The organism is Vitreoscilla massiliensis (genome assembly GCF_001457815.1).
GTDB classification, from domain to species: Bacteria; Pseudomonadota; Gammaproteobacteria; order Burkholderiales; family Neisseriaceae; genus Vitreoscilla; species Vitreoscilla massiliensis.
The window spans coordinates 82,675-102,660 of the sequence record NZ_LN898216.1 but is presented as its reverse complement, the minus strand read 5'-3'; the positions used below and the strand labels follow the sequence as shown (position 1 = coordinate 102,660).

Genomic DNA, 19,986 nt, shown 5'->3' with positions numbered 1-19,986 from the left:
AGTTAATCGGCATGATTCGATTTGGGTTGGGTTAAACGGGCGATGGTCTGGGTGAATTCAGACACATCGTTAAAGCTGTGGTAAACCGAGGCAAAACGCACAAACGCCACTTCGTCCATTTGGCTCAATTGGTTCATCACCAATTCGCCCACTTTTTGACTGGGGATGTCGCGTTCGCCTTGTTGCTGTAGGGTTTGCTTGATGGCCAAGATGGCTTCTTCAACATGGTCTTGGTTGATGGGGCGCTTGTGCAGCGCGCGCATCATGCTGGTGCGCAATTTGTTTTCGTCAAACGGCACGCGTTCGCCACTGGATTTGATCACTTGCGGCATGCGAATTTCGGCGGTTTCATAAGTATTGAAACGGCGGTCACAGGCGATGCAACGGCGACGGCGGCGCACGCTGTGGCTGTCGTTAATCAAACGCGAGTCTATGACTTGGGTTTCTAAATGATGGCAATATGGACAGCGCATTTAAAAGCGTCCTGTAAACATAGTTTCAATCATATTTGGTATCCACCACTTCTTTAATGGGCTCTGCCTCAGCGATGGTTGCGTTGGCGTCTTGATGGTCTTCGGCATCGGCTTCTAGCTCAGGCTGTAAGGCTTCCGCTTTCGGATAATACTGAAATTTAGCATAAACGGGGAAGTGGTCGGAACCCACATTGCCCAAACGGAGCAGTTTTTTCACCAGAAAGTCGTTGCTGACAAACATGTGGTCCAGTGGCCAGCGCAAAAACCAATGGTGGGCATGAAAGGTATTGAACAGGCCACGTCCCACGCGCGGGTCGAGCAAGCCACTGATTTTTTGGAACAAACGCGTGGTGTGTGACCACGCTACATCGTTCAGGTCGCCAAACACAATCACAGTTTCATCCGTGTGGTTGATTTCTTTACCCGCGAGCAACAATTCTGCGTCTCTGGGCGTGGATACATCGCTTTCACCCGGTGCTGGTGGCTCTGGGTGCAGGCAGTAAATCTTGATTTTGTCACCCGAGCGCAAAATCACATCGGAAACAATAGACGGGATGTCTTCTTTGACCCAATGCCGTATCTCGGTATCGCTCAATTCTAAGCGGCTGTACAAATGCATGCCATACAAATTGTCCAAGGGGATTTTGACGGTATACGGATAGTCTTGCTCCAAAGGCTTGAGTTTGTCTTCCCACCACGCATCGGTTTCCAACGTCAGAAACAAATCGGGTTGGTAACGCGCCACCATGTCCAACACTTTTTGAAAATCGCGGTTGGGGGTGAGCACATTGCTGTTGAGGATAGAAATGGTGCGACCATCGTCTTCGCCTTGGGCATCCAAGACTTGCTTGCGGTGCCACGGGCCGTAAGCGCTGATTTTGTACAATTGGTAAGCAAAACAGGCGCCATTGGCGATTTGCAAACCCACCATCCACATGGGCTCATTGCTGGCCAACAGGCTCAGCACAATCAACACCAAGCTTAAAAAGGCGATTTGCAAACGCGGAAAGTCAAAAATGCGCACCGTCCAATGGCTGCAGCGCAAAAAAGGCAATAAGGTGGCAAGAATGGGCAAACACAACAACACGCCAAAAACCAAATTCATGCATGACCTTTCTCTTAAATGGGTGGGTGAGCACGATACACTCACAGCTTAAGTGTACAAACCGTGGGCATATCATGTGGATAATCAGCACAAGTGTTTGGTCTGGCTTGAAAATTTTATTCTGCCTAAATTTTAGGCAATCCTCAATAATGCGGCCTGTAAATAAATATTCCGCCATTTATGCACAAGCCATCCACAGTTTATCCCGAATTGCCGCCTACAGACTGTGTTGGCGCTGAATTAATTCCCAACTATGGACAAGTGTCGGGGGCAAGCAGCGGGATATCATGTGGATAAGCGAATTAAGCAATTGATTCATTAAGATTAATTGCGGTTGCTTAAATTTTAATCACATGCACCCGCGGCGCCGACGCTGCGGGCAATGCACAAACCTTCGTCTATGCTCATGAATTGCTTGGGTTCTGGCGCATCGCTGAACACCACTTCGCCTTCGCGCAAACACACCAATTCATTGACGGCTATCTGTTGCCAACACTCGTTGGTGGTCAATGGTAAGGTCGCAATCACCGCCACGCGGTCGTTGGGCGTGGTGACGGCGGCGAAGTCGATGTTGATGTCGTCATCAAGCAATACCGCTTCGCCAAATGGTGCTTTGCGCACAATGTAATGCAATAAGGTGCTGGCGTGAGCAAACATCAAATCGCCATTGGACATCAGCAAATTGAACAAGCCATGGGCGCGAATTTCTTTGACCAAGCAGGCGATGTGCTGCATCAACACCGACTCAGCAGGCTTTTCGGTAAAGCGTTGGCGCAATTGTTCCAAGATAAAACAAAATGCCCGCTCGGAATCGGTATTGCCGACAGGGCGATAAAATTCACCTATTGCCGGGTGAAAGTCGCGCAAATTGCCATTGTGGGCAAACACCCAATACTCGCCCCACAGCTCACGCACAAACGGATGGGTATTGGCCAAATTGACCTCGCCTTGGGTGGCTTTGCGGATGTGAGCGATGACGTTTTCAGACTTGATTTGGTAAGTCTTGATCAAATCGGCCACTGGCGACGAGGCGCTGGGTTTGTCATCGTGGTACAAACGCACACCTTTGCCTTCAAAGAAGGCAATGCCAAAACCATCGGCATGGCTGTCGGTTAAGCCGCCGCGCAAACGAAACCCCTCAAACGAAAAAACGATGTCTGTAGGCGTGTTACAATTCATGCCCAATAATTGGCACATAGGGATTCCTTTTGGATACATGGGTTTCTCAAAACTCTGGCACATTATAGCAATGGCAGAGCGCCACACCAAACGCCTACTTGAAGATGGGGCTTACAGGCCGCATTTAAAAGCCTTACTGCAAGACATACAGAAAGCAAGACATGAGCAATCAACGTACCCGATTTATCTTAGACCAATTGCCGCTGCGCGGTGTGCATGTGGCTTTGGAGCAAGTGTGGCAACACATTGTGAACCAAAAAGACTATCCCGCTCCCATCGCCAAGGCTTTGGGCGAATTGGTCGCCGCTGGCGCTTTGTTGGCGGCGAATCTGAAGTTTGATGGCACGTTCATATTGCAAGTACAAGGCACGGGCGTGTTGAAACTGTTGGTGGCAGAGGCGACCAGCGAACAGACTTGTCGCGGCACGGCGCGTTTTGATGACAGTTTGACCATCGCTGACGATGCCAGTTTGCAAGACTTAATCGGTGAACAAGGTCAGTTTGTGTTGACACTGCAACCGCGCCAAGGCGAAATGTGGCAAGGCATTGTCGGTTTACAAGGCAACAGCATTGCGCAAATGTTGGCCAATTATTTGGCACAATCGGAGCAATTGGACAGCGATTTGATTTTGGCCGCCGATGGCGAACGTGCTGTGGGCATGATGGTGCAGCGTTTGGCCGGTCAAGAGATGGCGCGCGAAGATTGGCAATACGTCGAGTCGTTGCTGCAAACCGTGAACCGTGAAGAACTGCTGGCTACCGATGCCAATACCTTGTTATACCGTTTGTTCCATGAGCAACAAGTGCGCGTGTTTGAAGCCGAAAACTTGGAATTTGCCTGCACTTGCTCACATGAAAAAGTGGGCAATATGTTGCTGTTATTGGGCGGTCAAGAAGTGGGTCAAATCTTATTGGAACAAGGCAGCGTCGAAATCGCCTGTGATTTTTGTCAGCAAAAATATGTGTTTGATGAGGAAGATGTGAAAACCTTGTTTGGCAATGATGTGGCCGCCGCCGTGCGCCATGAGTTAAAACAATAAGCGCGGTGATGGGAACAGTGTGAAAATTTTAACCACCGGTGGTATGGGCTATATCGGCTCGCACACCGTCATTGCCTTATTACAGGCCGGCCATGAAGTGGTGATACTGGACAATCTGGTCAATGCCAGTCGCAAAGTATTGACACGTTTGGAGCAGATTACAGGCCGCACCATTGCGTTTGTGGAAGGCGATGTGCGCGACCGCAGCGTGTTGCAACACCTGTTTACTGAACACACATTTGATGCGGTCATTCATTTTGCTGGTTTAAAAGCAGTGGGTGAGAGCGTGGCCTTGCCGATGAAGTATTACGACAATAATGTGTCGGGCTCATTGGTGTTGATGGAAGAAATGGCCAAAGCTGGGGTGTTCCAACTGGTGTTCAGTTCTTCGGCTACCGTCTATGGCGACCCTGAAGTGGTGCCGTTGACGGAGTCCTCGCCTGCGGGCAATACGTCCAATCCCTATGGTACCAGCAAGTACATGGTTGAATGCATGATGCGCGATGTGGCGGCTACTGATGAGCGTTGGAGTATGGTGGTGTTGCGCTATTTTAATCCCATCGGTGCGCATGAAAGCGGGTTGATAGGTGAAAGCCCGAACGGCATTCCGAACAATTTGTTGCCGTATATCTGCCAAGTGGCAGTGGGCAAACGTGAGCATTTGGCGGTGTTTGGTGATGATTATCCGACGCCCGATGGCACCGGTGTGCGCGATTACATTCATGTGGCCGATTTGGCCGATGGCCATGTCAAAGCGGTGGAAGTGCACCAGCAAGATGCGGGTTTTCATGTGTATAACTTGGGCACAGGGCAAGGCAGTTCGGTTTTGGACGTGTTGCATGCGTTTGAAGCGGCCGCAGGCATGAAGATACCGTATGTGGTGGCGCCGCGTCGCGGCGGCGATGTGCCCAGTTATTGGGCGGACTCAAGCTTGGCCCAAACCCAATTGGGCTGGACAGCCAAGCGCGATTTGGCGCAGATGATGCAAGATTCATGGCGTTGGCAAAGCAATAATCCCAATGGCTATGATGAATAAGCGGCCTGTAAATCAGCATATTGAGTGAATCTACAAGTCGTATAAACTAGCCACAAGCAAGCAGCTGAATGCGGCCTGTAAAGGCCAAAAGCCGCCCTAGGGCGGCTTTTTTGTGCTTGTTTGCGACTCACTCGGATTCAGAATGTGTGCGAGGGTGGTACAAATGGCGTTGTTCTAAGGCATACCAATCCAATTTGCGCGTCAGCAACATGATGCTGGCCAACACCACAAACACCAAGCCTGAGCCTAAAATCAGCGTCCATTCGCTGGTGTGCAGCAAGAAGTACAACACGCTGTACAAGCCCAGCAATAAGACCGTCAAGACACTGGCACGCAGCCAGCTGTGCAAAATGGCCGCCACATAACAGCTGATGAGCAACACGCAGGCACTGGCGGCGATGACATAGGCGAGGGTGAAGCCGATGTGCTCACTCAAAGACAATAACAACAGGTAAAACACCGCCAAGGCTGCGCCGACCAAGCCGTATTGCACGGGATGCACGCGCAAGTCTTTCAATACTTCAAATAGACCAAACACGCCAAACACCATCAGCACAAACAGCAGCGCGTATTTGATGGCGCGGTCGCTCAAGGTATAGACATTGACGGGATTGAATACCGATACCGCCGCCGCTTGCCAGTCATTGTTGGCGGGATAGAGGCTGATTTTACAATCGCTGCGACTCAAGCATTGTTGTACATATTGCTGGTTGTTTTCGTTCATAAAGCCGCTGCTCCAACTGGCTTTGAAGCCGCTGTCTTGCACTTGGCGCGATTGTGGCAGGTTGCTGCCCTCGAACTTAGGGTGTGCCCACGGAGATTGCATGTCGATTTGCGTGGCGGCCAAGGGCAATAGGCTTAAGTCAGAGGTGCCCGTGAAAGCGGCCTGTAATTGCAATTTGACCGGCTTGTCGGTGGCAAGCAAGGGTGCGGCATAATACGCACCTTCGATGCGCGGATGGGCTTGTAACATCAGTTTTAATGTTTGCTTGTGCCCGTTGATGTCCAGAGTAGGGGCTTGATTGAGGCCGCGTTGGTCACTGATTTGCCACACCCACAGCGCTTGCGACCAATCTATTTGCTCACCCTCAGCGACGCTCAAACGGCTGAAGTCGTATTGGGCTTGGTAGTTCATGCCGTTGTGAAACAACATGCTGCGGTAGATGCCGCGTTTCAAACTGTCGCTGTCTACTTGCAAGGCATTGTGCCAATTGGCATTATCAGCAGCGAGGCTGATCCAGCGGGTAGAGGGTTTACAGGCCGCGTTTGAGGTCGTGCTGTTGGCGGGGCAGACGCGGTTAATCGGTATCAATGCAAGCGGTGCCAATACCCGTTGTGACGACACATATTGCTCGGCGATGTCACGGTTAACGCGTTCGGCCAATTGTTGGCGCTCGGCGACCAAATCGCGTATGCCATACATGACCGCCACAAACAGCACACACACGATAAAGATGGCGAAAAATTTCAATCCCAGTTTCATGGCGACACTCCTCAACAGTGGTTAACTGTTTCAGCATGCCGCCATGGTGTGAATACTGGGTTAAGTGAAGATGAAATCACACCGACACTGTGTGAAACCTCAATGAAACGCAGACACCGTCTTTGACATTGAACAAACGCGCATGGCCATGGTGGCGCTGCATTACCTCTTGTACCATGGTCAAACCGATGCCGCTGCCGCGATTGCCGCTGCTGCGGGCGAGCGAGAAATAGCGGTCAAATACTTTTTCCAAGGCAAATGCGTCGACTTGCGGGCCTTGGTTGCTGATGTACAGCATCCAATCGGGGCCGATTTTTTCGCCCCAAATCTTGATGCTGCTGCCCACTTCACAAAAGTCCAAGGCATTGTCGAGCACATTGCCGATGGCTTGTTGCAACCAAAACACATCGCCCTGTAATTTCGGTGCCAATTCGCCGCTGCAAACGATGTCGACGTGTTTGCTTGAGCTCATGCTTTGGCGTTGCGCAATCACGTCTTGCAGCAGTTGCGGTACATCTATCGGCTCTTGTTTGGTGGCAGCGCCGCTTTTTTCCAAACGCATCATCAACAACATGCGCTGTATCAGCGAATGCAATTTGTCGGCTTGGGCGACGATGTTGTCGGCAAAGTGTTGCTGGTCTTCCAAAGGCAATGGCTCTTGCAGTAATTCCGCGCCGGCGCGTATGCCTGCCAACGGGCTTTTCAATTCGTGCGTGAGGGTGCTGACGTATTGCTCGACATAGGCTTGGTCTTCCAATTGCGTGCGCATGGTGGCGATGGCTTGGGTCAAGTCGTTCAATTCTTTTGACAGCCAAAAACGAGGCTGTTGGCTGGTCGGCGCCAAGGCCAAGGCAAAGCGGCGCACTTGGTTGATGTTGTGACTGAGCCACCACGACATTAAGCCGCAAGCAATCCAGCCGATGAACAAATACCACACCGCCAAATTCCACACCTCTTTTTCGGCATTGTCGATAAAAGGTTGGATGCTGGCGCTGGGTTTGCCCAAACTGACCACACCGATCAATTCGCCTTTGTTCACAATCGGTGCGGCCACATGCATCACCGACATGCTGGCTTTGGGGTTGGTGGGGTCTAGGCTGGAACGGGCGCCGTATTTGCCGCGCAAAGTCAAATACACATCGCGCCATTGCGAAAAGTCTTCGCCAACAAATTTGCCGAGCGAATCGTAAATCACGATGCCGTTTTCATCGGTAATGTACATGCGCAATTGCACCGCGGTTTTGTCGATAGACCAAATCTTGCCGCTGATTTCGCGCTCGAGCACGGTTTGCATGCGCTCGTTAAACGCCTTGCTTTTGACTTGGCCATTGGCCACATCTTTGGCCACCAAGGCCGAAATCACGTTGGCATTGTCGGCCAAAATGTCTTCCATCACCTTGCGGGTATTGGGTTTAACCTGTTCTTGGAACTGGTGCACCATCAGTACACCGCCACAAATCAAAATAATGGTGAACAACAACCAAATGCGGATAAAAATGGGCATTAATGTCTCAATTCGTAACCCAAACCACGGTGGGTGACGATGGATTCTTGGGCTTCGGCCGATTTGAGTTTTTGGCGCAGGGTTTTGATGTGGGTATCGACGGTGCGCAGCAAGCTGTGGTCAGGATGTGGCCACGCTGCTTGCATCAATTGCTCGCGACTGAGTACCCAATTGGGACGGCGTAAAAACGCCACCAATAAATTCAATTCATTGCGAGTGAGCGACAGTGTTTGCCCCTCGTAACTGACTTGTTGGCGCGCTGCTTGGTAATGCCAAGGCGGCAACAACACATCATCGGGATGGGCAGGCACGCTCAAAGCCTCGGTGGTGTTGACTGCCACTGGTATAGGAGCGGGCGGCTGCACGCGGCGCAAAATCGCTTTGATGCGTGAAATCAATTCGCGTGGGCTGAAAGGCTTGGCGCAATAATCGTCGGCACCGATTTCCAAACCGATGATGCGTTCTATTTCATCGGTGCGCGCGGTTAAAAACAGCAAAGGGGTGTTGTTGGTTTTGCGGATTTGACGGCACAGTTCAAAACCATCCATATCGGGTAAACCTACGTCCAAAATCATGAAATCCACTTGTTCGGCATTTAAATAATCCAAAGCCTGTTGCGCGGTAGGGCACCACATCACTTCCCAAGTTTCGCGTTTTAAGGCATAGCTTAACGGCTCCGCAATCGCCGCATCGTCTTCAACCAGTAAAATTTTTGTCATGGCAGGTTTCAATCGTAGTGGGTCATTAAAACAATACAGCCTATTCTAATAGAGTCTGGGACTATTTTCAGCAGTATTTCGGCGCGCTGTCTGCCAGTGTCATGTCTGTAATAATCCAGCAGCACGGTTTGCAACTTGGAGAAAGTTTCATATCATTGCTTAATTTCTGTATTGACAGAAATTAATAGGCGTTTTACCATGCAAGAAACTGTAAGGAGAAACACCATGAAACTGACACCATTGGCGGAAAAATTCATTTTGCATTGGGGTGAAATGGGCACGCAATGGGGGGTGAATCGCACCGTGGCACAAATCCATGCTTTGTTGTTCATTGCGGCGCGCCCGATGGCGGCTGATGAAATCTGCGATACCTTAGGGGTGGCACGCTCCAATGTCAGCAACAGCATCAAAGAATTGCAAAGCTGGCGCTTGGTCACCGTGGTACACCAATTGGGCGACAGACGCGACCACTTTGAAACCAATGGTGATGTGTGGGAATTGTTCCGCATCATCGCCGCCGAACGCCAACGCCGTGAAATCGAGCCGACCGAGCGCTTTTTGACCGAAATGATGGCCAGTCCTGAATTTGCCGAGCAAGACAAAGAAGTGCAACGCCGCATTACGCAAACCCACGATTTGATTTCCACCTTAACAGTGTGGACAGGGCAGATGTTGAAACTGTCGAGCGCAACTTTGGTGCGTTTGTTGAAACTCGGTAGCAGCATCCAAAAATTCTTGAAATAAGTGTTGAAAAGGAATGCCCCATGTCGCCCGTTGATGACATCATCCATGCCTATTTACAGGCCGCTTCAGCTGAACAGCGGCATGTGTATGTGTTCAGTAGCCCTGTTGATTATTCTTTTTTACGCTAAGAGAGCATAAAGAATACTGAAGGGGATTCAGATTTTGACAAGGTGGTTTTCTGTTAATGGTTGGGTAATTTGAAAAAGGCGGTGTTGTGATGGATATCGTGGACGCGATTGCTAATTTGGGGTTTGTGAAAGTGGGGAAACTGATACTGGATGAATCAAATAATCCCTTTTTTGAGTTGAGTGCACCATTTCTCGCCAATGAGACCAGCGCAAAACATGGTTGGGTTTACATGTGGTTAGAAATCTCCCCTAAGCAAGCAGCGCGCATCGTCTACATAGGTAAGGCAGGGAAAACATTGGCCACCCGTTGCAAACAGCACACTGATGGATTTAGAAGAAGTGTGACTGGCACAAAGCATGCAGCACGTATTCGAACTGGAATAGAAACGGGTAAAAACCATGAAGTGTGGGTGCGAAAATCGGATGTGATGATGCTTTTTGGTGAGCCTAACATTTCTATGGATGAAATTGAAGAAAAAGCGCTGATTCAAAAATTTCGACCACTTTGGAACTCTGGCTCTGTGGGTGAGAGTGAGTCTTAAGAGAGGGTGAGTACCCAATTTGTCGAGTGTGATTTTGGTGCGTTTGTTGAAACTTGGTAGCAGCATCCAAAAATTCTTGAAATAAGTGTTGAAAAGGAGTGCCCCATGTCGCCCGTTGATGACATCATCCATGCCTATTTACAGGCCGCTTCAGCTGAACAGCGGCATGTGTATGTGGCCGGCAGCAATTACGACGATAATTTGCCGCATTTGCAATACTTGGCCGTCCAAAGCGATTTGGATCAGGCGACGGCAAAAATGATGTTTTGGTGCCTAGGTGGGCGTTATCAGGCGCAATTTGCACCCGACCAAGCGCAATACCAAAGTGAAGATGCGCTGTTGTGTCGCGAGCTGATAGCGCGTTTGCAACAAGGTTATTATGCGCATGGCAATATTTATTTTGACCCCGCCCACGACAGTCCCGTGCATCCGAGCGAATACAGCAATTTTGCTGATGTTTGGGGCATACCTGAGCTGATGTATGCGGTGGTGATGGGCACAGAATATGTGGATTTGGACGATGATGCTTACGACGACGGTTTGCCTTTAGACATCGCCACCGCCGTATGGAATGCCGAAAATGACGACTAAACTGTAAGCTGCACACGTTAAACCAGTAGGCAATGGCCTCAGTGCGATTGCCTGTTTTTAAAAATTGATATTTCTCTTTTAACAGAAATTTCGGAATTAATATGAACATTTTATTACTGGGCAGTTCCGGCTTGATAGGGGCGGCAGTGTTGGCGCAGTTACAGCAACAAGGCCATAGGGTGTGTGCACCCACTTCCGCCGAATGTGATTTGCTGCGCCCCACCACTTGGTCGCCGTATCTGCAACAAGTCGATGCCATTGTGAACTGTGTCGGGCTGATGTCTGACGATGCGGTGCGCATGCACACCTTGCAATGCGAGGCGCCGCAAGCCTTGTACCAACAAGCCGCTGCGCAAGGCTTGCGCTATGTGTTGCAAGTTTCGGCGGCGGGGGCAGATGTCGATGCTAAGCAAGTGTTTTTGCGCAGCAAAGGCCAGTTGGATGCATGGCTGCTGAGCAGCGGCCTGAAAGTTGGCATCGTGCGACCGAGTTTGGTGTTCTCGCCGCAAGGCCGCAGCAGCAAGCTGTTTGTGCGTATGGCGAAGTTGCCACATCTGTGCTTGCCGCAAGCGGGACAAACGCCGATACAACCGGTGGCGTTGAATGATGTGGTGGCAGGCTGTGTGCAGATGTTGGACACGATACAACACGGCGTGGTGCATGCGGTTGGCGGCGAGGTGGTGAGTTTGGCCGAATATGTGCAATTGCTGCGCCATTACGCATGGCAACAAGCGCCGGCACACATTCATGCCTTGCCCATCGGCATGACCAAGGCGGCGGCTGTCTTGTTGCAAACCGTCAGCGGCGGCTTGGTCAGTGTCGACAGCGTGGACATGTTGCTAGAGAGCCGCTTGGTGTCTGTGGCCGAGTTTGCGCAGTTATTGGGTAAGCGCCCACAAACGCCGGCGCAATTTTTACAGGCCGCTTATGCACAAGGAGGAGTGTGATGAACAGCCGCAAAGCGATGGTGGCGTCGTTGGTGGTGCTGTGGTTGTACAGCGGTTTGCAGCCGATATTGACGGTGCCGCAACAATCGCTGCAATTGCTCTCGCAAGTGGGCATAGAGTCGGCGTGGCAATGGCCGCTGCTGATTTCTGCATCGCTGTGCGATGTGGGCTTGGCGCTGTGGATTATATGGCGGCCAAGTCGGTGGCTGTGGTGGGGGCAATGTGTGTTGGTGGCGTTTTACAGTGTGGTGATTGCGCTGTGGCTGCCGGAAAACTGGTTGCACCCGTTTGGCCCGTTGCTAAAAAACCTGCCGATAGCGGCAATGATGGCCCATTTGGCCGTGACTGAAACAAGGAAGGTGTGAAATGGAATACTACTTATGGGTAAAAGCCTTGCATGTGTTGTCGTCTGTGTTGATGGTGGGCACAGGTTTTGGCACCGCGTTTTATTTGTTCTGGGCCAACCGCAGTGGCTCGGTGGCGGCGCAAGCGGTGGTCAGTCGTTGGGTGGCGAAAGCGGATTGGTGGTTCACCACACCGGCGGTGATTTTCCAGCCCTTATCTGGCTTATGGATGATGTGGGTGTCGGGCATACCGTTTGACAGCAAATGGCTGTTGTGGACGTTTGCATTGTATTCTTTGGCAGGGATTTGTTGGCTGCCAGTGGTGTGGTTGCAATTGAAAATGCGCGACATGGCCATCGCCGCGCATGCGCAAAACACCGCCTTGCCGGCCAAGTATTGGCGCTACGCCAAGCGCTGGGAATTGCTTGGTTATCCTGCATTTATTGCGATGATGACGGTGTATTTTTTGATGGTATTGAAACCGATGTAAGATGAAACAAGCGGCCTGTAAGTTACAGGCCGTGTTTGCATAAGAAGTGCTTAAAGTATTTACACTGCACGTGTTTGCGCATTACATTAAGCCTAGGCAGCGGGTTTGCTGGCCTGTTCATACTTGAGGAGTGATGATGCAACCGTATACGAAATTGTTATCGCATGTGTTGAATGTGGAGTTCCCAGAATTGGCGGATACTTTCGCCAAAATGGCGCAGGAAAACGGCCATTTTGCCAAATTGATGGAGGAGTACAGCGCCATAGACCAGCAAATTACCGACGATGAAGAAGACGTGAAAATCTTAGAGGATGATGAGTTGGCGCGTTTGAAACACCAGCGTGCTGCTATCAAAGATGAGCTCTATCAAGCGGCCAAAGCGGCGCACGATGCGGCTTAGGTGTTTGAAGCTGGTATGAAACCGTATCAAAGCGGCCTGTAAATGTACAGGCCGCTTGTTTAAGTTATTTGAAGGGATAATGTGCGTCTTGGTCGGCCTGATTGGCCTTGGTGTGTAATTGGGTGGCGATGGCGCGCAAGCGGCGCACGCAGGTGTATGCGCTGCCAACGGCGATGATGAGCAAGGCGGTGCCCATCACATAAAAGCTGTGCAGCCACGCTGCTTCGGCGATACTGATGAGCGCGGCGATGGTCAAAGCTGCCATGCGCTGCTGCTTGGCAAACGGGCCCAAAAACAATTGCGGCTCACCAACGCTGCCGCCCAATACACGGATGTAAGCGGTGAAGGCGGCAAATAAGGCCGCTGCCCAACCCAATTCGGGCAAATCTATCACATAAGCGGCGCTCACAAACAATACCGTATCCGAGACGCGGTCGGGCACTTCATTGTAGAGTGCGCCCACGGCCGAGCTCAGACCGCCGTCTACTGCCACCATGCCATCAAACAAATTGCACAACAGCCGCAGCTGTATGCACAGCGCAAAGATGAGCCATGACCAAGCGGCACCGTGAGCAAAACCGATACAGGCCGCACCCAATACGCTAAACACGATGCTGAACACCGAAATCGTGTTGGGACTCAAGCGCAGCTTGATGAGGACGCGGGTGATTTTTTGCGCCCAGCCTGTGTGGCGGGCGGCGATGGGGCGGCGGTTGTCTGTGCTCATCAGCGCAGCCCGTAGCGGTCGATGATTTGTCCCAATTCGATTAAGCGGCCATGAAAGAAATGGCCGGCTTCAGGCATGACCATCACACTGATGCCTTGTGGACGGCACCACGCATAAGTGTGTTCCAACTCCACCACATCATCGGCATTGCCATGTACAAAAAACACCCGTTCAGGATGCGGCACTGGCGGCGCGTGGCGTTCGTATTTCATCATCGCCGCAGCCAAGAAAATCAAATGGTCGATGTCGACGTGTTGCGCCACATTGGCCGACACATAGCCGCCAAAAGAGAAACCAGCGACGGTGAGTTTGCCTGCTTCAGGATGGGCGGCTTGTGCGTAGGCGATGACGGCCAACACATCATCAACCTCGCCCACGCCATAATCGTGCACGCCATCGCTGTTGCCGACGCCGCGCAAATTGGGCAAATAGCAGTGGTAGCCCTGTTTGCTCAATGATTTGGCCACGGTTTGGATGACTTTATTGGTATTGGTGCCGCCTTGGGTTGGATTGGGGTGGTTAATCACCGCCACGCCCACGGCCACATCTTCTTGTGCGGGGATGTAAATGGTTTCCAAGCGGCCTGTAGGGCCGTCTACCCACACGATTTCCGGTTGTTTTAACATTATTTGTCCAATAACAGGTGTTCAACAGGGCGGCCAGCGACCAAGTCTTCGGCGACAATTTGCTTTAAATCCTCATCGCTGTGGTAGTTGTACCAACGTGCTTCAGGATAAATCACCAACAACGGGCCTTCTTCGCAGCGACCCAAACAGCCGCTTTGGCTGACGCGGATTTTGCCTTCGCCGTGGATGTGGGCTTTCAGGCATTCGTTTTTGACCACGCCAGCGGCATGTTTGCCCACATTGTGGTCGCCACACGATTTGCGGCTGTCATCGTTGCGGGCATTGGTGCACACAAACACGTGTCGTTCAAAATAAGCCATGGATGTCCTTTACAGGCCGCTTAAGCGGGTGTGAATTGCAATACTTTGCCATTGTGTTGGTGGCGCGATTTGATGGAATGCACCATGTGGGCAAAGTCCAAATGGTATTGCGTTGCCAATTTGTCGGCGCGTTTTTTTAATTTTTCCAACTGCATTTCCGGTGAGCCTTTGAAGGCAAACACCGCAATATTGCCGTGGGTGAGCGCAGGCAGCAACAATACTTGGTCATCAAAGACGATGCGCAGTTTCTCGACAAACAAATCAAAGCGCTTGTCGCCTTGCCACCAATTGGTAACGAAAATGCCTTGTTCGCTCAGCGCGGTGTGGCAGTCTTGAAAGAAGGGCACATCGACAAAAGCGTCGATGATTTGTTCGCCATCGAAGCCGTCGACCAAAATCACATCGGTGCCGCCGCGCATGGTTTTGATGAAGTCGGCGCCGTCGGCTTCGACCAGTTCAAACGTGTCGCTTTCTTCGGGGATGTCGAACATGGCTTGGGCGATGGCAATCACTTGTGGATGGATTTCCACCACGGTTTGCACGGTGCTTGGGCAATACTCGGCCAACCAACGCGCAAACGAGCCGCCGCCCAAACCGATTTGGGTAATGTGCGCAGGCGCGTCTTGAAACAACAGCCAGCCCATCATGGCTTGGCTGTAGGACAACACCAATTCGCTCGGGTTATCGAGGTTCATCGACGACTGTATGGTCGGGCTGCCCAAATGCAAAGAGCGGATGTTGTCTTCTTCGGAAATGCCCACTTCGGGCAATTCAAATTGTTGCGCCCGTAAGCGCTGATACGGGTGACGGGTCATGGTCTTGTACTAGCAAAATAATGCCCACACTATAACACAGACGCCGCGGCGGAATCGGCAGCGGCCATGGCTTAAGCGCAGGCAATAAGGTTAGGAAATCTCAGTAACAATAGGCTTACCGAGGTTTACAGGCCGCTTATGAGATAAAACAGCGGCCGGTAAGATTAGGGGGCGGTGGTTTTCGGCGCAGGCGCGTTAAATTGGTAACGCAGCTTGTGCCATTGTTGCAATTTGTCTAAATCGTTTAACGTCGCTTGGTATTGGCATTGCGTGTATTGCAAACGCAATGGTGCGTTCGGCGACGCTGGTGCGGTGCACGCTTTCAGGCGCGCCAGTTTTAAAGCGGTCAATTGCTGCCGCGCTTGTGCCACCGCGGCATCGCTGGCCTGATTCTGAATCAAGCTGGCTTCAACACTGGCATACACGCGGTTCAAACGCGCCTTGTCTTGTTGCAATTGCGCCAAGGTTTGCGCCTCATCGCTGACTTGCGCCGTGCCACAAGCGGCCTGTAAAGCAATAACAGCCAGCAATACGGCGCTGCGAACGCTGGCTATGGTATTTATTTGCATGACAAGGCTTCGGTGTCGCGGCTGCGGTTGTCCAAAATATTGATGACTTTGCCGCTGTTGGCCGGCGCTGCTGGCGCGCTGAAGTCTTCTTTGTCAAACGCGGTATCGCCGCCGTGTGGCAATTCTTGGCCGCGTTCCAAGCCGACAAAATCAAACAGTTTTGGGTCGGCCAAATGTGATGGCACCACGTTTTGTAAGGCGCTGAACATCGATTCGATACGACCTGGGAAACGTTTGTCCCAGTCTTCAAGCATTTCTTTGACCACTTGGCGCTGCAAATTCGGCTGTGAGCCACACAAATTGCACGGAATGATCGGGAATTCACGCAAGGTAGCAAAGCGCACCAAGTCTTTTTCCTTTACATAAGCCAGCGGACGGATGACGATGTGTTCGCCGTTGTCAGACACCAATTTCGGTGGCATAGCCTTGAGTTTGCCACCGAAAAACATGTTCAAAAACATCGTTTCCAAGATGTCATCGCGGTGGTGGCCCAAGGCGATTTTGCTGCAACCCAATTCTTTGGCAACACGGTACAAAATGCCGCGGCGCAAACGGCTGCACAAACCGCAAGTGGTTTTGCCTTCTGGCACCACGCGTTTGACCACGCTGTACGTGTCTTCTTCGATGATGTGGTAGTCTACGCCCAAGGCTTGCAAATACTCAGGCAAGATGTGGGTGGGGAAACCGGGTTGCTTTTGGTCGAGGTTGACGGCGACGATGTCAAAGTCTATCGGTGCGGATTTTTGTAAGCCCAGCAAGATGTCGAGCATGGCGTAAGAGTCTTTGCCACCAGAGAGGCAAACCATGATTTTGTCGCCTTGTTCTATCATGCCAAAATCGTTGATGGCATCGCCGACCGCATGGCGCAGGCGCTTCATCAATTTGTTGGCTTCGAGTTCGGCTTTGCTTTTTTCAGACATAATGGCAACAGGCTTAATAGAAAGGGCTGCGATTATACGCGAAATTGGCGGATTTTGGGTGGGTTTGTGGTCTAAGGCGTTTATTCGTATCGGAAAATTAGCCTGTTCAAGTTGACAGGCCGCTGGTGTGGCAGCGGTCGGGTAGGGCAGCAGAGGTGTGGTCCCTGCGTGTATGGGCTGTTATTGCTGTTCGCACAAGTCTTTTAAGCGTTGTAGCGCCGCTGGCCATGCCTTGTCAAAAAAGGCGATGCACTCGTCGTTGTTTTCCACTTGCAAGGTGCACGACAGCTTGGTGCCTTTGCTGATGGGCAAGAAACGGTAGGTTTCTAAGGCCGAATTCCAGCTGGGCAGCGCTTCATTGCTGCTGTTTTCCATATAACCCAGATAGCGCAATTCGATGATTTCGCCCGGTTGGTTTTTGTCGACCACCGCCACCATGCCCCATTTGAGCTGGCTGGGTTCGACAAAGGTAAACATCATGTGCGAGCCTTCCGACCAATCGCCGATGAAATCCGATTCAGGGCTGAAGGAATACGTCCAAGTATTGTAAGCCTCTTTGTCGACCAAGATTTGGTGTACCGTCAGCGGATCTTGTTCTATTTGTATGCTGTAATGTAATTGTGGCATGGTGAAACCCTTATCGTTGCTGTTGTTATGTGGGCACAGCTGATGGATATAAAAGCGGCCTGTAAAAGACTTACAGGCCGCTTTAAGGGCTTAGTACAATTGTTTGTGATCTAGTTCCGTGTATTCTTTGAATAATTCCAAACAGTCGTCGCGTGCACATTCATGCAACAGTTGGCTTTTGCCTTCGGGTGTGGCGACGCGGTAGAACACCTCGTCGCGAAAACCGATGTTGTCGGTGTCTTGGATATTGCAGCCGTAATACACTTGTTCGATGTTGGCCCACAAAATCGCGCCCAAACACATTGGGCAAGGTTCGGCGGTGGTGTAGAGTTCGGCGCCGCTCAAATCATGGCTGCCAAGGTTTTTGCACGCATCGCGTATCGCCATCACTTCGCCGTGGCAGGTGGGGTCGCGTTGCTTTAATACCTCATTGTGGCCTGAGCCGATGACTTTACCGTCTTTGACGATGATGCAACCAAACGGGCCACCGTGGCCGGCGTGTATGCCTGCTTGGGCTTCGCTAATCGCTTGTTGCATGTATTCTTTGTTCACTGTGCTGCCTTAAATTCTGGGTTTTTGACGCCAGATGATGCCAAATTTGCCAAGTTAGAACAAGTAAACAAACACAGGCTTGCTTTCAGGGTGCTGCCAAAATCGTTACAATCCCATTCTTTATGTCAACGGTTTAGGCTATCAATGGCTCAGTTGGAAACGTGGATCGGACTTCGCTATTTGCGCTCGAAAAAACGCAATGGTTTTGTGTCGTTTATTTCGGTGATGTCGGTCGCAGGCATTGCCTTGGGGGTAACAGCGCTGATAGTGGTGTTGTCAGTGATGAATGGCTTTCAAAAGGAAATCCGTGGCCAGTTATTGTCGGTAGCGCCACACATGGAAATTGGCTTTTTCGATGAGGGCGGTGCACGGCCGTGGCAAGACTTGCAAAAAATGGTCGCGGGCAACAAAGAAGTGTTGGCTTCGGCGCCGTATGTGGCCGATCAAGCCTTGCTCGCCAATTCCGGTGAAATGCGCGGCGTGCAATTGCGCGGTGTAGACCCAGCGCAAGAGGGCAAGGTGGTCGATTACGCCAATAAGGTTGAACACGGCAAATTGGCCGATTTGCGCGAGGGTGAGTTCAACATCATCTTGGGCAAGGATTTGGCGATGTTGCTTGGTGTGCAAGTGGGTGAAAAAGTCACCGTGATTACGCCGGAAGGCAATGTGACTCCCGCTGGCGTGACGCCGCGTTTGAAACAGTTCAATGTGGTCGGTGTGGTGCAAACCAAGATGTTTGAAGTCGATTCCAGTTTGGCGATGATTAACCTGAAAGACGCGCAAGTGCTGTACCGCATGGGCGATGCGGTCAGCGGTGTGCGTTTGAAGTTGGCCAATCCGCAAGAAGCACCGGCTTTGGCCGGCAGCATCATCCCCAAAGCCGAGCAGACCAGCGTGTGGGCACGCGATTGGACTTACCAAAACCGCAGCTATTTTGAAGCCGTGGAATTGGAAAAGAAAATGATGACTATCATCTTGAGCTGTATTGTGATTGTCGCTGCGTTTAATTTGGTGTCGTCGTTGGTGATGGCGGTCAATGAAAAACAAGCCGACATTGCCATCTTGCGCACCTTGGGCATGTCGCCTGCCAGCATCATGAAAATCTTTATGGTGCAAGGCGCGGTGGCCGGTTTCTTCGGCACGCTGTTTGGCGTGGTCGCAGGGGTGATACTGGGTTTGAACATCGGCAAAATCGTGCATTGGTATGAACAATTGACTGGCCAACGCTTAATCAACGCGCAAACCTACTTCATTGATTACCTGCCCAGCGACGTGCGCTTGAGCGATGTGCTCATCATTGCGGCGATTTCTTTGTTGATGGCGTTCTTGGCCACTTTATACCCAAGCTGGGCTGCGGCTCGCACCCAACCGGCGGAGGCATTGCGTTATGAGTAATGAATTGGTATTGGCTTGTTACAATGTGTCGCGCACTTACCAAGACGGCAAGCTCAAAGTCGATGTGATACAGAGCTTGGATTTGGAGGTGAAACCAGGTGAGAGCGTCAGCATTGTTGGCGCTTCTGGCAGCGGTAAATCGACCTTGCTGCACATCATGGGCGGCTTGGATCAGCCCAGTGGTGGCGAAGTGCGCTTGATGGGGCAACCGCTGAAAGACGTGAGCCAAAAAGAATTGGGCTTGCTGCGCAATCAGCACTTGGGTTTTGTGTACCAATTTCACCATTTGTTGCCCGAGTTTACCGCCTTGGAAAACGTCAAAATGCCTTTGCTCATAGGCAAGGTTGGCAAGGCTGAGGCTGAGCAACGCGCTAAGGAAATGTTGGAAAAAGTCGGTTTGGGCAATCGTGTTGACCACCGACCGTCAGAATTGTCTGGCGGTGAGCGCCAACGTGCCGCCATCGCGCGCGCCTTGGTGACGCGGCCGAAATGCCTGCTTGCCGACGAACCCACCGGCAATCTCGACCGCAAAAACGCGCAAGTGATTTTGGATTTGATGTTGGATTTGCAACGCGAAATGGGCACGGCCTTGGTGGTGGTGACCCACGATGAGGAATTGGCCGCGCGCTTTGGGCGCATGCTCACCATGCGTGAGGGGCGCTTGATGCCGTATTCTATGGCCGCCGAACAATTGTAATTTCGTTACAGGA

General features: G+C 51.4%; 25 protein-coding genes. 11 read left to right on the top strand and 14 right to left on the bottom strand.

The genetic code is table 11. The features are described from left to right. Positions 1-2: 2 nt before the first annotated feature. From nrdR to BN3003_RS01085, 3 genes are all read right to left on the bottom strand, one after another. Positions 3-473 (bottom strand): transcriptional regulator NrdR, encoded by a 471-nt coding sequence (gene nrdR, locus BN3003_RS01095; protein ID WP_058304899.1) that lies wholly within the window; start codon positions 471-473, stop codon positions 3-5. A gap of 25 nt (positions 474-498) precedes the next feature. Then, the gene (locus BN3003_RS01090; protein WP_058304898.1) at positions 499-1,578 is read right to left on the bottom strand and encodes an endonuclease/exonuclease/phosphatase family protein; all 1,080 of its coding nucleotides are present in this window, start codon (positions 1,576-1,578) and stop codon (positions 499-501) included. Positions 1,579-1,923: 345 nt separating this feature from the next. Further along, positions 1,924-2,775: a class II glutamine amidotransferase gene (locus BN3003_RS01085; RefSeq protein WP_058304897.1), complete on the bottom strand. Its 852-nt coding sequence runs from the start codon at positions 2,773-2,775 to the stop codon at positions 1,924-1,926. A gap of 143 nt (positions 2,776-2,918) precedes the next feature. On the opposite strand from BN3003_RS01085, the gene hslO reads away from it, so the two are divergent. Next, positions 2,919-3,797, top strand: coding sequence for an Hsp33 family molecular chaperone HslO (gene hslO / locus BN3003_RS01080; RefSeq protein WP_058304896.1), 879 nt, complete (start codon positions 2,919-2,921; stop codon positions 3,795-3,797). Positions 3,798-3,816: 19 nt separating this feature from the next. Continuing rightward, on the top strand, positions 3,817-4,833 hold the full coding sequence (gene galE / locus BN3003_RS01075) for a UDP-glucose 4-epimerase GalE (protein WP_058304895.1): 1,017 nt from the start codon (positions 3,817-3,819) through the stop codon (positions 4,831-4,833). A gap of 127 nt (positions 4,834-4,960) precedes the next feature. Here the strand turns inward: galE and creD are convergent, their stop codons facing one another. From creD to creB, 3 genes are all read right to left on the bottom strand, one after another. Then, entirely contained in the window at positions 4,961-6,316 is a 1,356-nt protein-coding gene (creD, locus tag BN3003_RS01070) for a cell envelope integrity protein CreD (protein ID WP_058304894.1), read from the bottom strand. Between the two features lie 76 nt (positions 6,317-6,392). Beyond that, positions 6,393-7,820 carry a two-component system sensor histidine kinase CreC gene (creC, locus tag BN3003_RS01065; RefSeq protein WP_058304893.1) on the bottom strand — a complete coding sequence of 476 codons (1,428 nt, stop codon included), beginning with the start codon at positions 7,818-7,820 and terminating at the stop codon, positions 6,393-6,395. Next, a complete protein-coding gene (gene creB / locus BN3003_RS01060; RefSeq protein ID WP_058304892.1) occupies positions 7,820-8,539 on the bottom strand; it encodes a two-component system response regulator CreB in 720 nt (239 codons plus the stop codon). Before creB ends, creC begins: the two co-directional genes overlap by 1 nt. A gap of 225 nt (positions 8,540-8,764) precedes the next feature. Here creB and BN3003_RS01055 point away from each other — a divergent pair, with 225 nt between their 5' ends. The 7 genes from BN3003_RS01055 to BN3003_RS01025 all read left to right on the top strand — a co-directional run bounded on the left by BN3003_RS01055 (position 8,765) and on the right by BN3003_RS01025 (position 12,725). After that, positions 8,765-9,283, top strand: coding sequence for a GbsR/MarR family transcriptional regulator (locus BN3003_RS01055; RefSeq protein ID WP_058304891.1), 519 nt, complete (start codon positions 8,765-8,767; stop codon positions 9,281-9,283). 217 nt (positions 9,284-9,500) lie between these two features. After that, positions 9,501-9,953, top strand: a complete 453-nt coding sequence (locus BN3003_RS01050; RefSeq protein WP_058304890.1) for a GIY-YIG nuclease family protein — start codon at positions 9,501-9,503, stop codon at positions 9,951-9,953. A gap of 105 nt (positions 9,954-10,058) precedes the next feature. After that, positions 10,059-10,544, top strand: coding sequence for a DUF4274 domain-containing protein (locus BN3003_RS01045; protein WP_058304889.1), 486 nt, complete (start codon positions 10,059-10,061; stop codon positions 10,542-10,544). Between the two features lie 101 nt (positions 10,545-10,645). Then, positions 10,646-11,491 carry a sugar nucleotide-binding protein gene (locus BN3003_RS01040; RefSeq protein WP_058304888.1) on the top strand — a complete coding sequence of 282 codons (846 nt, stop codon included), beginning with the start codon at positions 10,646-10,648 and terminating at the stop codon, positions 11,489-11,491. Further along, positions 11,491-11,856 carry a DoxX-like family protein gene (locus BN3003_RS01035; protein WP_058304887.1) on the top strand — a complete coding sequence of 122 codons (366 nt, stop codon included), beginning with the start codon at positions 11,491-11,493 and terminating at the stop codon, positions 11,854-11,856. Before BN3003_RS01040 ends, BN3003_RS01035 begins: the two co-directional genes overlap by 1 nt. Position 11,857: 1 nt before the next feature. After that, a complete protein-coding gene (locus BN3003_RS01030; protein WP_058304886.1) occupies positions 11,858-12,325 on the top strand; it encodes a DUF2269 family protein in 468 nt (155 codons plus the stop codon). A gap of 136 nt (positions 12,326-12,461) precedes the next feature. After that, positions 12,462-12,725, top strand: coding sequence for an HP1242/YdcH family protein (locus BN3003_RS01025; RefSeq protein ID WP_058304885.1), 264 nt, complete (start codon positions 12,462-12,464; stop codon positions 12,723-12,725). A 64-nt stretch (positions 12,726-12,789) separates the two neighbouring features. On the opposite strand, the gene BN3003_RS01020 is transcribed toward BN3003_RS01025, so the two are convergent. From BN3003_RS01020 to BN3003_RS00985, 8 genes are all read right to left on the bottom strand, one after another. Further along, the gene (locus tag BN3003_RS01020; RefSeq protein WP_058304884.1) at positions 12,790-13,452 is read right to left on the bottom strand and encodes a CDP-alcohol phosphatidyltransferase family protein; all 663 of its coding nucleotides are present in this window, start codon (positions 13,450-13,452) and stop codon (positions 12,790-12,792) included. Further along, positions 13,452-14,078: an alpha/beta hydrolase gene (locus BN3003_RS01015; protein ID WP_058304883.1), complete on the bottom strand. Its 627-nt coding sequence runs from the start codon at positions 14,076-14,078 to the stop codon at positions 13,452-13,454. The genes BN3003_RS01020 and BN3003_RS01015 overlap by 1 nt, the downstream gene beginning before the upstream one ends. Further along, complete coding sequence (locus BN3003_RS01010) at positions 14,078-14,398, bottom strand: (2Fe-2S) ferredoxin domain-containing protein (RefSeq protein WP_058304882.1); 321 nt, start codon at positions 14,396-14,398, stop codon at positions 14,078-14,080. The genes BN3003_RS01015 and BN3003_RS01010 overlap by 1 nt, the downstream gene beginning before the upstream one ends. Positions 14,399-14,418: 20 nt before the next feature. Then, on the bottom strand, positions 14,419-15,213 hold the full coding sequence (locus BN3003_RS01005) for a polyamine aminopropyltransferase (RefSeq protein WP_058304881.1): 795 nt from the start codon (positions 15,211-15,213) through the stop codon (positions 14,419-14,421). 164 nt (positions 15,214-15,377) lie between these two features. Next, positions 15,378-15,782 carry a hypothetical protein gene (locus BN3003_RS01000; protein ID WP_058304880.1) on the bottom strand — a complete coding sequence of 135 codons (405 nt, stop codon included), beginning with the start codon at positions 15,780-15,782 and terminating at the stop codon, positions 15,378-15,380. After that, positions 15,773-16,702, bottom strand: coding sequence for a tRNA 2-thiocytidine(32) synthetase TtcA (gene ttcA, locus BN3003_RS00995; RefSeq protein WP_058304879.1), 930 nt, complete (start codon positions 16,700-16,702; stop codon positions 15,773-15,775). Before ttcA ends, BN3003_RS01000 begins: the two co-directional genes overlap by 10 nt. A gap of 180 nt (positions 16,703-16,882) precedes the next feature. Continuing rightward, positions 16,883-17,329, bottom strand: coding sequence for an SRPBCC family protein (locus BN3003_RS00990; RefSeq protein WP_058304878.1), 447 nt, complete (start codon positions 17,327-17,329; stop codon positions 16,883-16,885). A gap of 90 nt (positions 17,330-17,419) precedes the next feature. Further along, the gene (locus tag BN3003_RS00985; protein ID WP_234332980.1) at positions 17,420-17,881 is read right to left on the bottom strand and encodes a nucleoside deaminase; all 462 of its coding nucleotides are present in this window, start codon (positions 17,879-17,881) and stop codon (positions 17,420-17,422) included. Positions 17,882-18,025: 144 nt separating this feature from the next. On the opposite strand from BN3003_RS00985, the gene BN3003_RS00980 reads away from it, so the two are divergent. Both BN3003_RS00980 and lolD read left to right on the top strand, forming a co-directional pair. After that, a complete protein-coding gene (locus tag BN3003_RS00980) occupies positions 18,026-19,276 on the top strand; it encodes a lipoprotein-releasing ABC transporter permease subunit (protein WP_058304877.1) in 1,251 nt (416 codons plus the stop codon). Continuing rightward, positions 19,269-19,973 carry a lipoprotein-releasing ABC transporter ATP-binding protein LolD gene (gene lolD / locus BN3003_RS00975; protein WP_058304876.1) on the top strand — a complete coding sequence of 235 codons (705 nt, stop codon included), beginning with the start codon at positions 19,269-19,271 and terminating at the stop codon, positions 19,971-19,973. The genes BN3003_RS00980 and lolD overlap by 8 nt, the downstream gene beginning before the upstream one ends. The last annotated feature ends 13 nt before the right edge of the window (positions 19,974-19,986 follow it).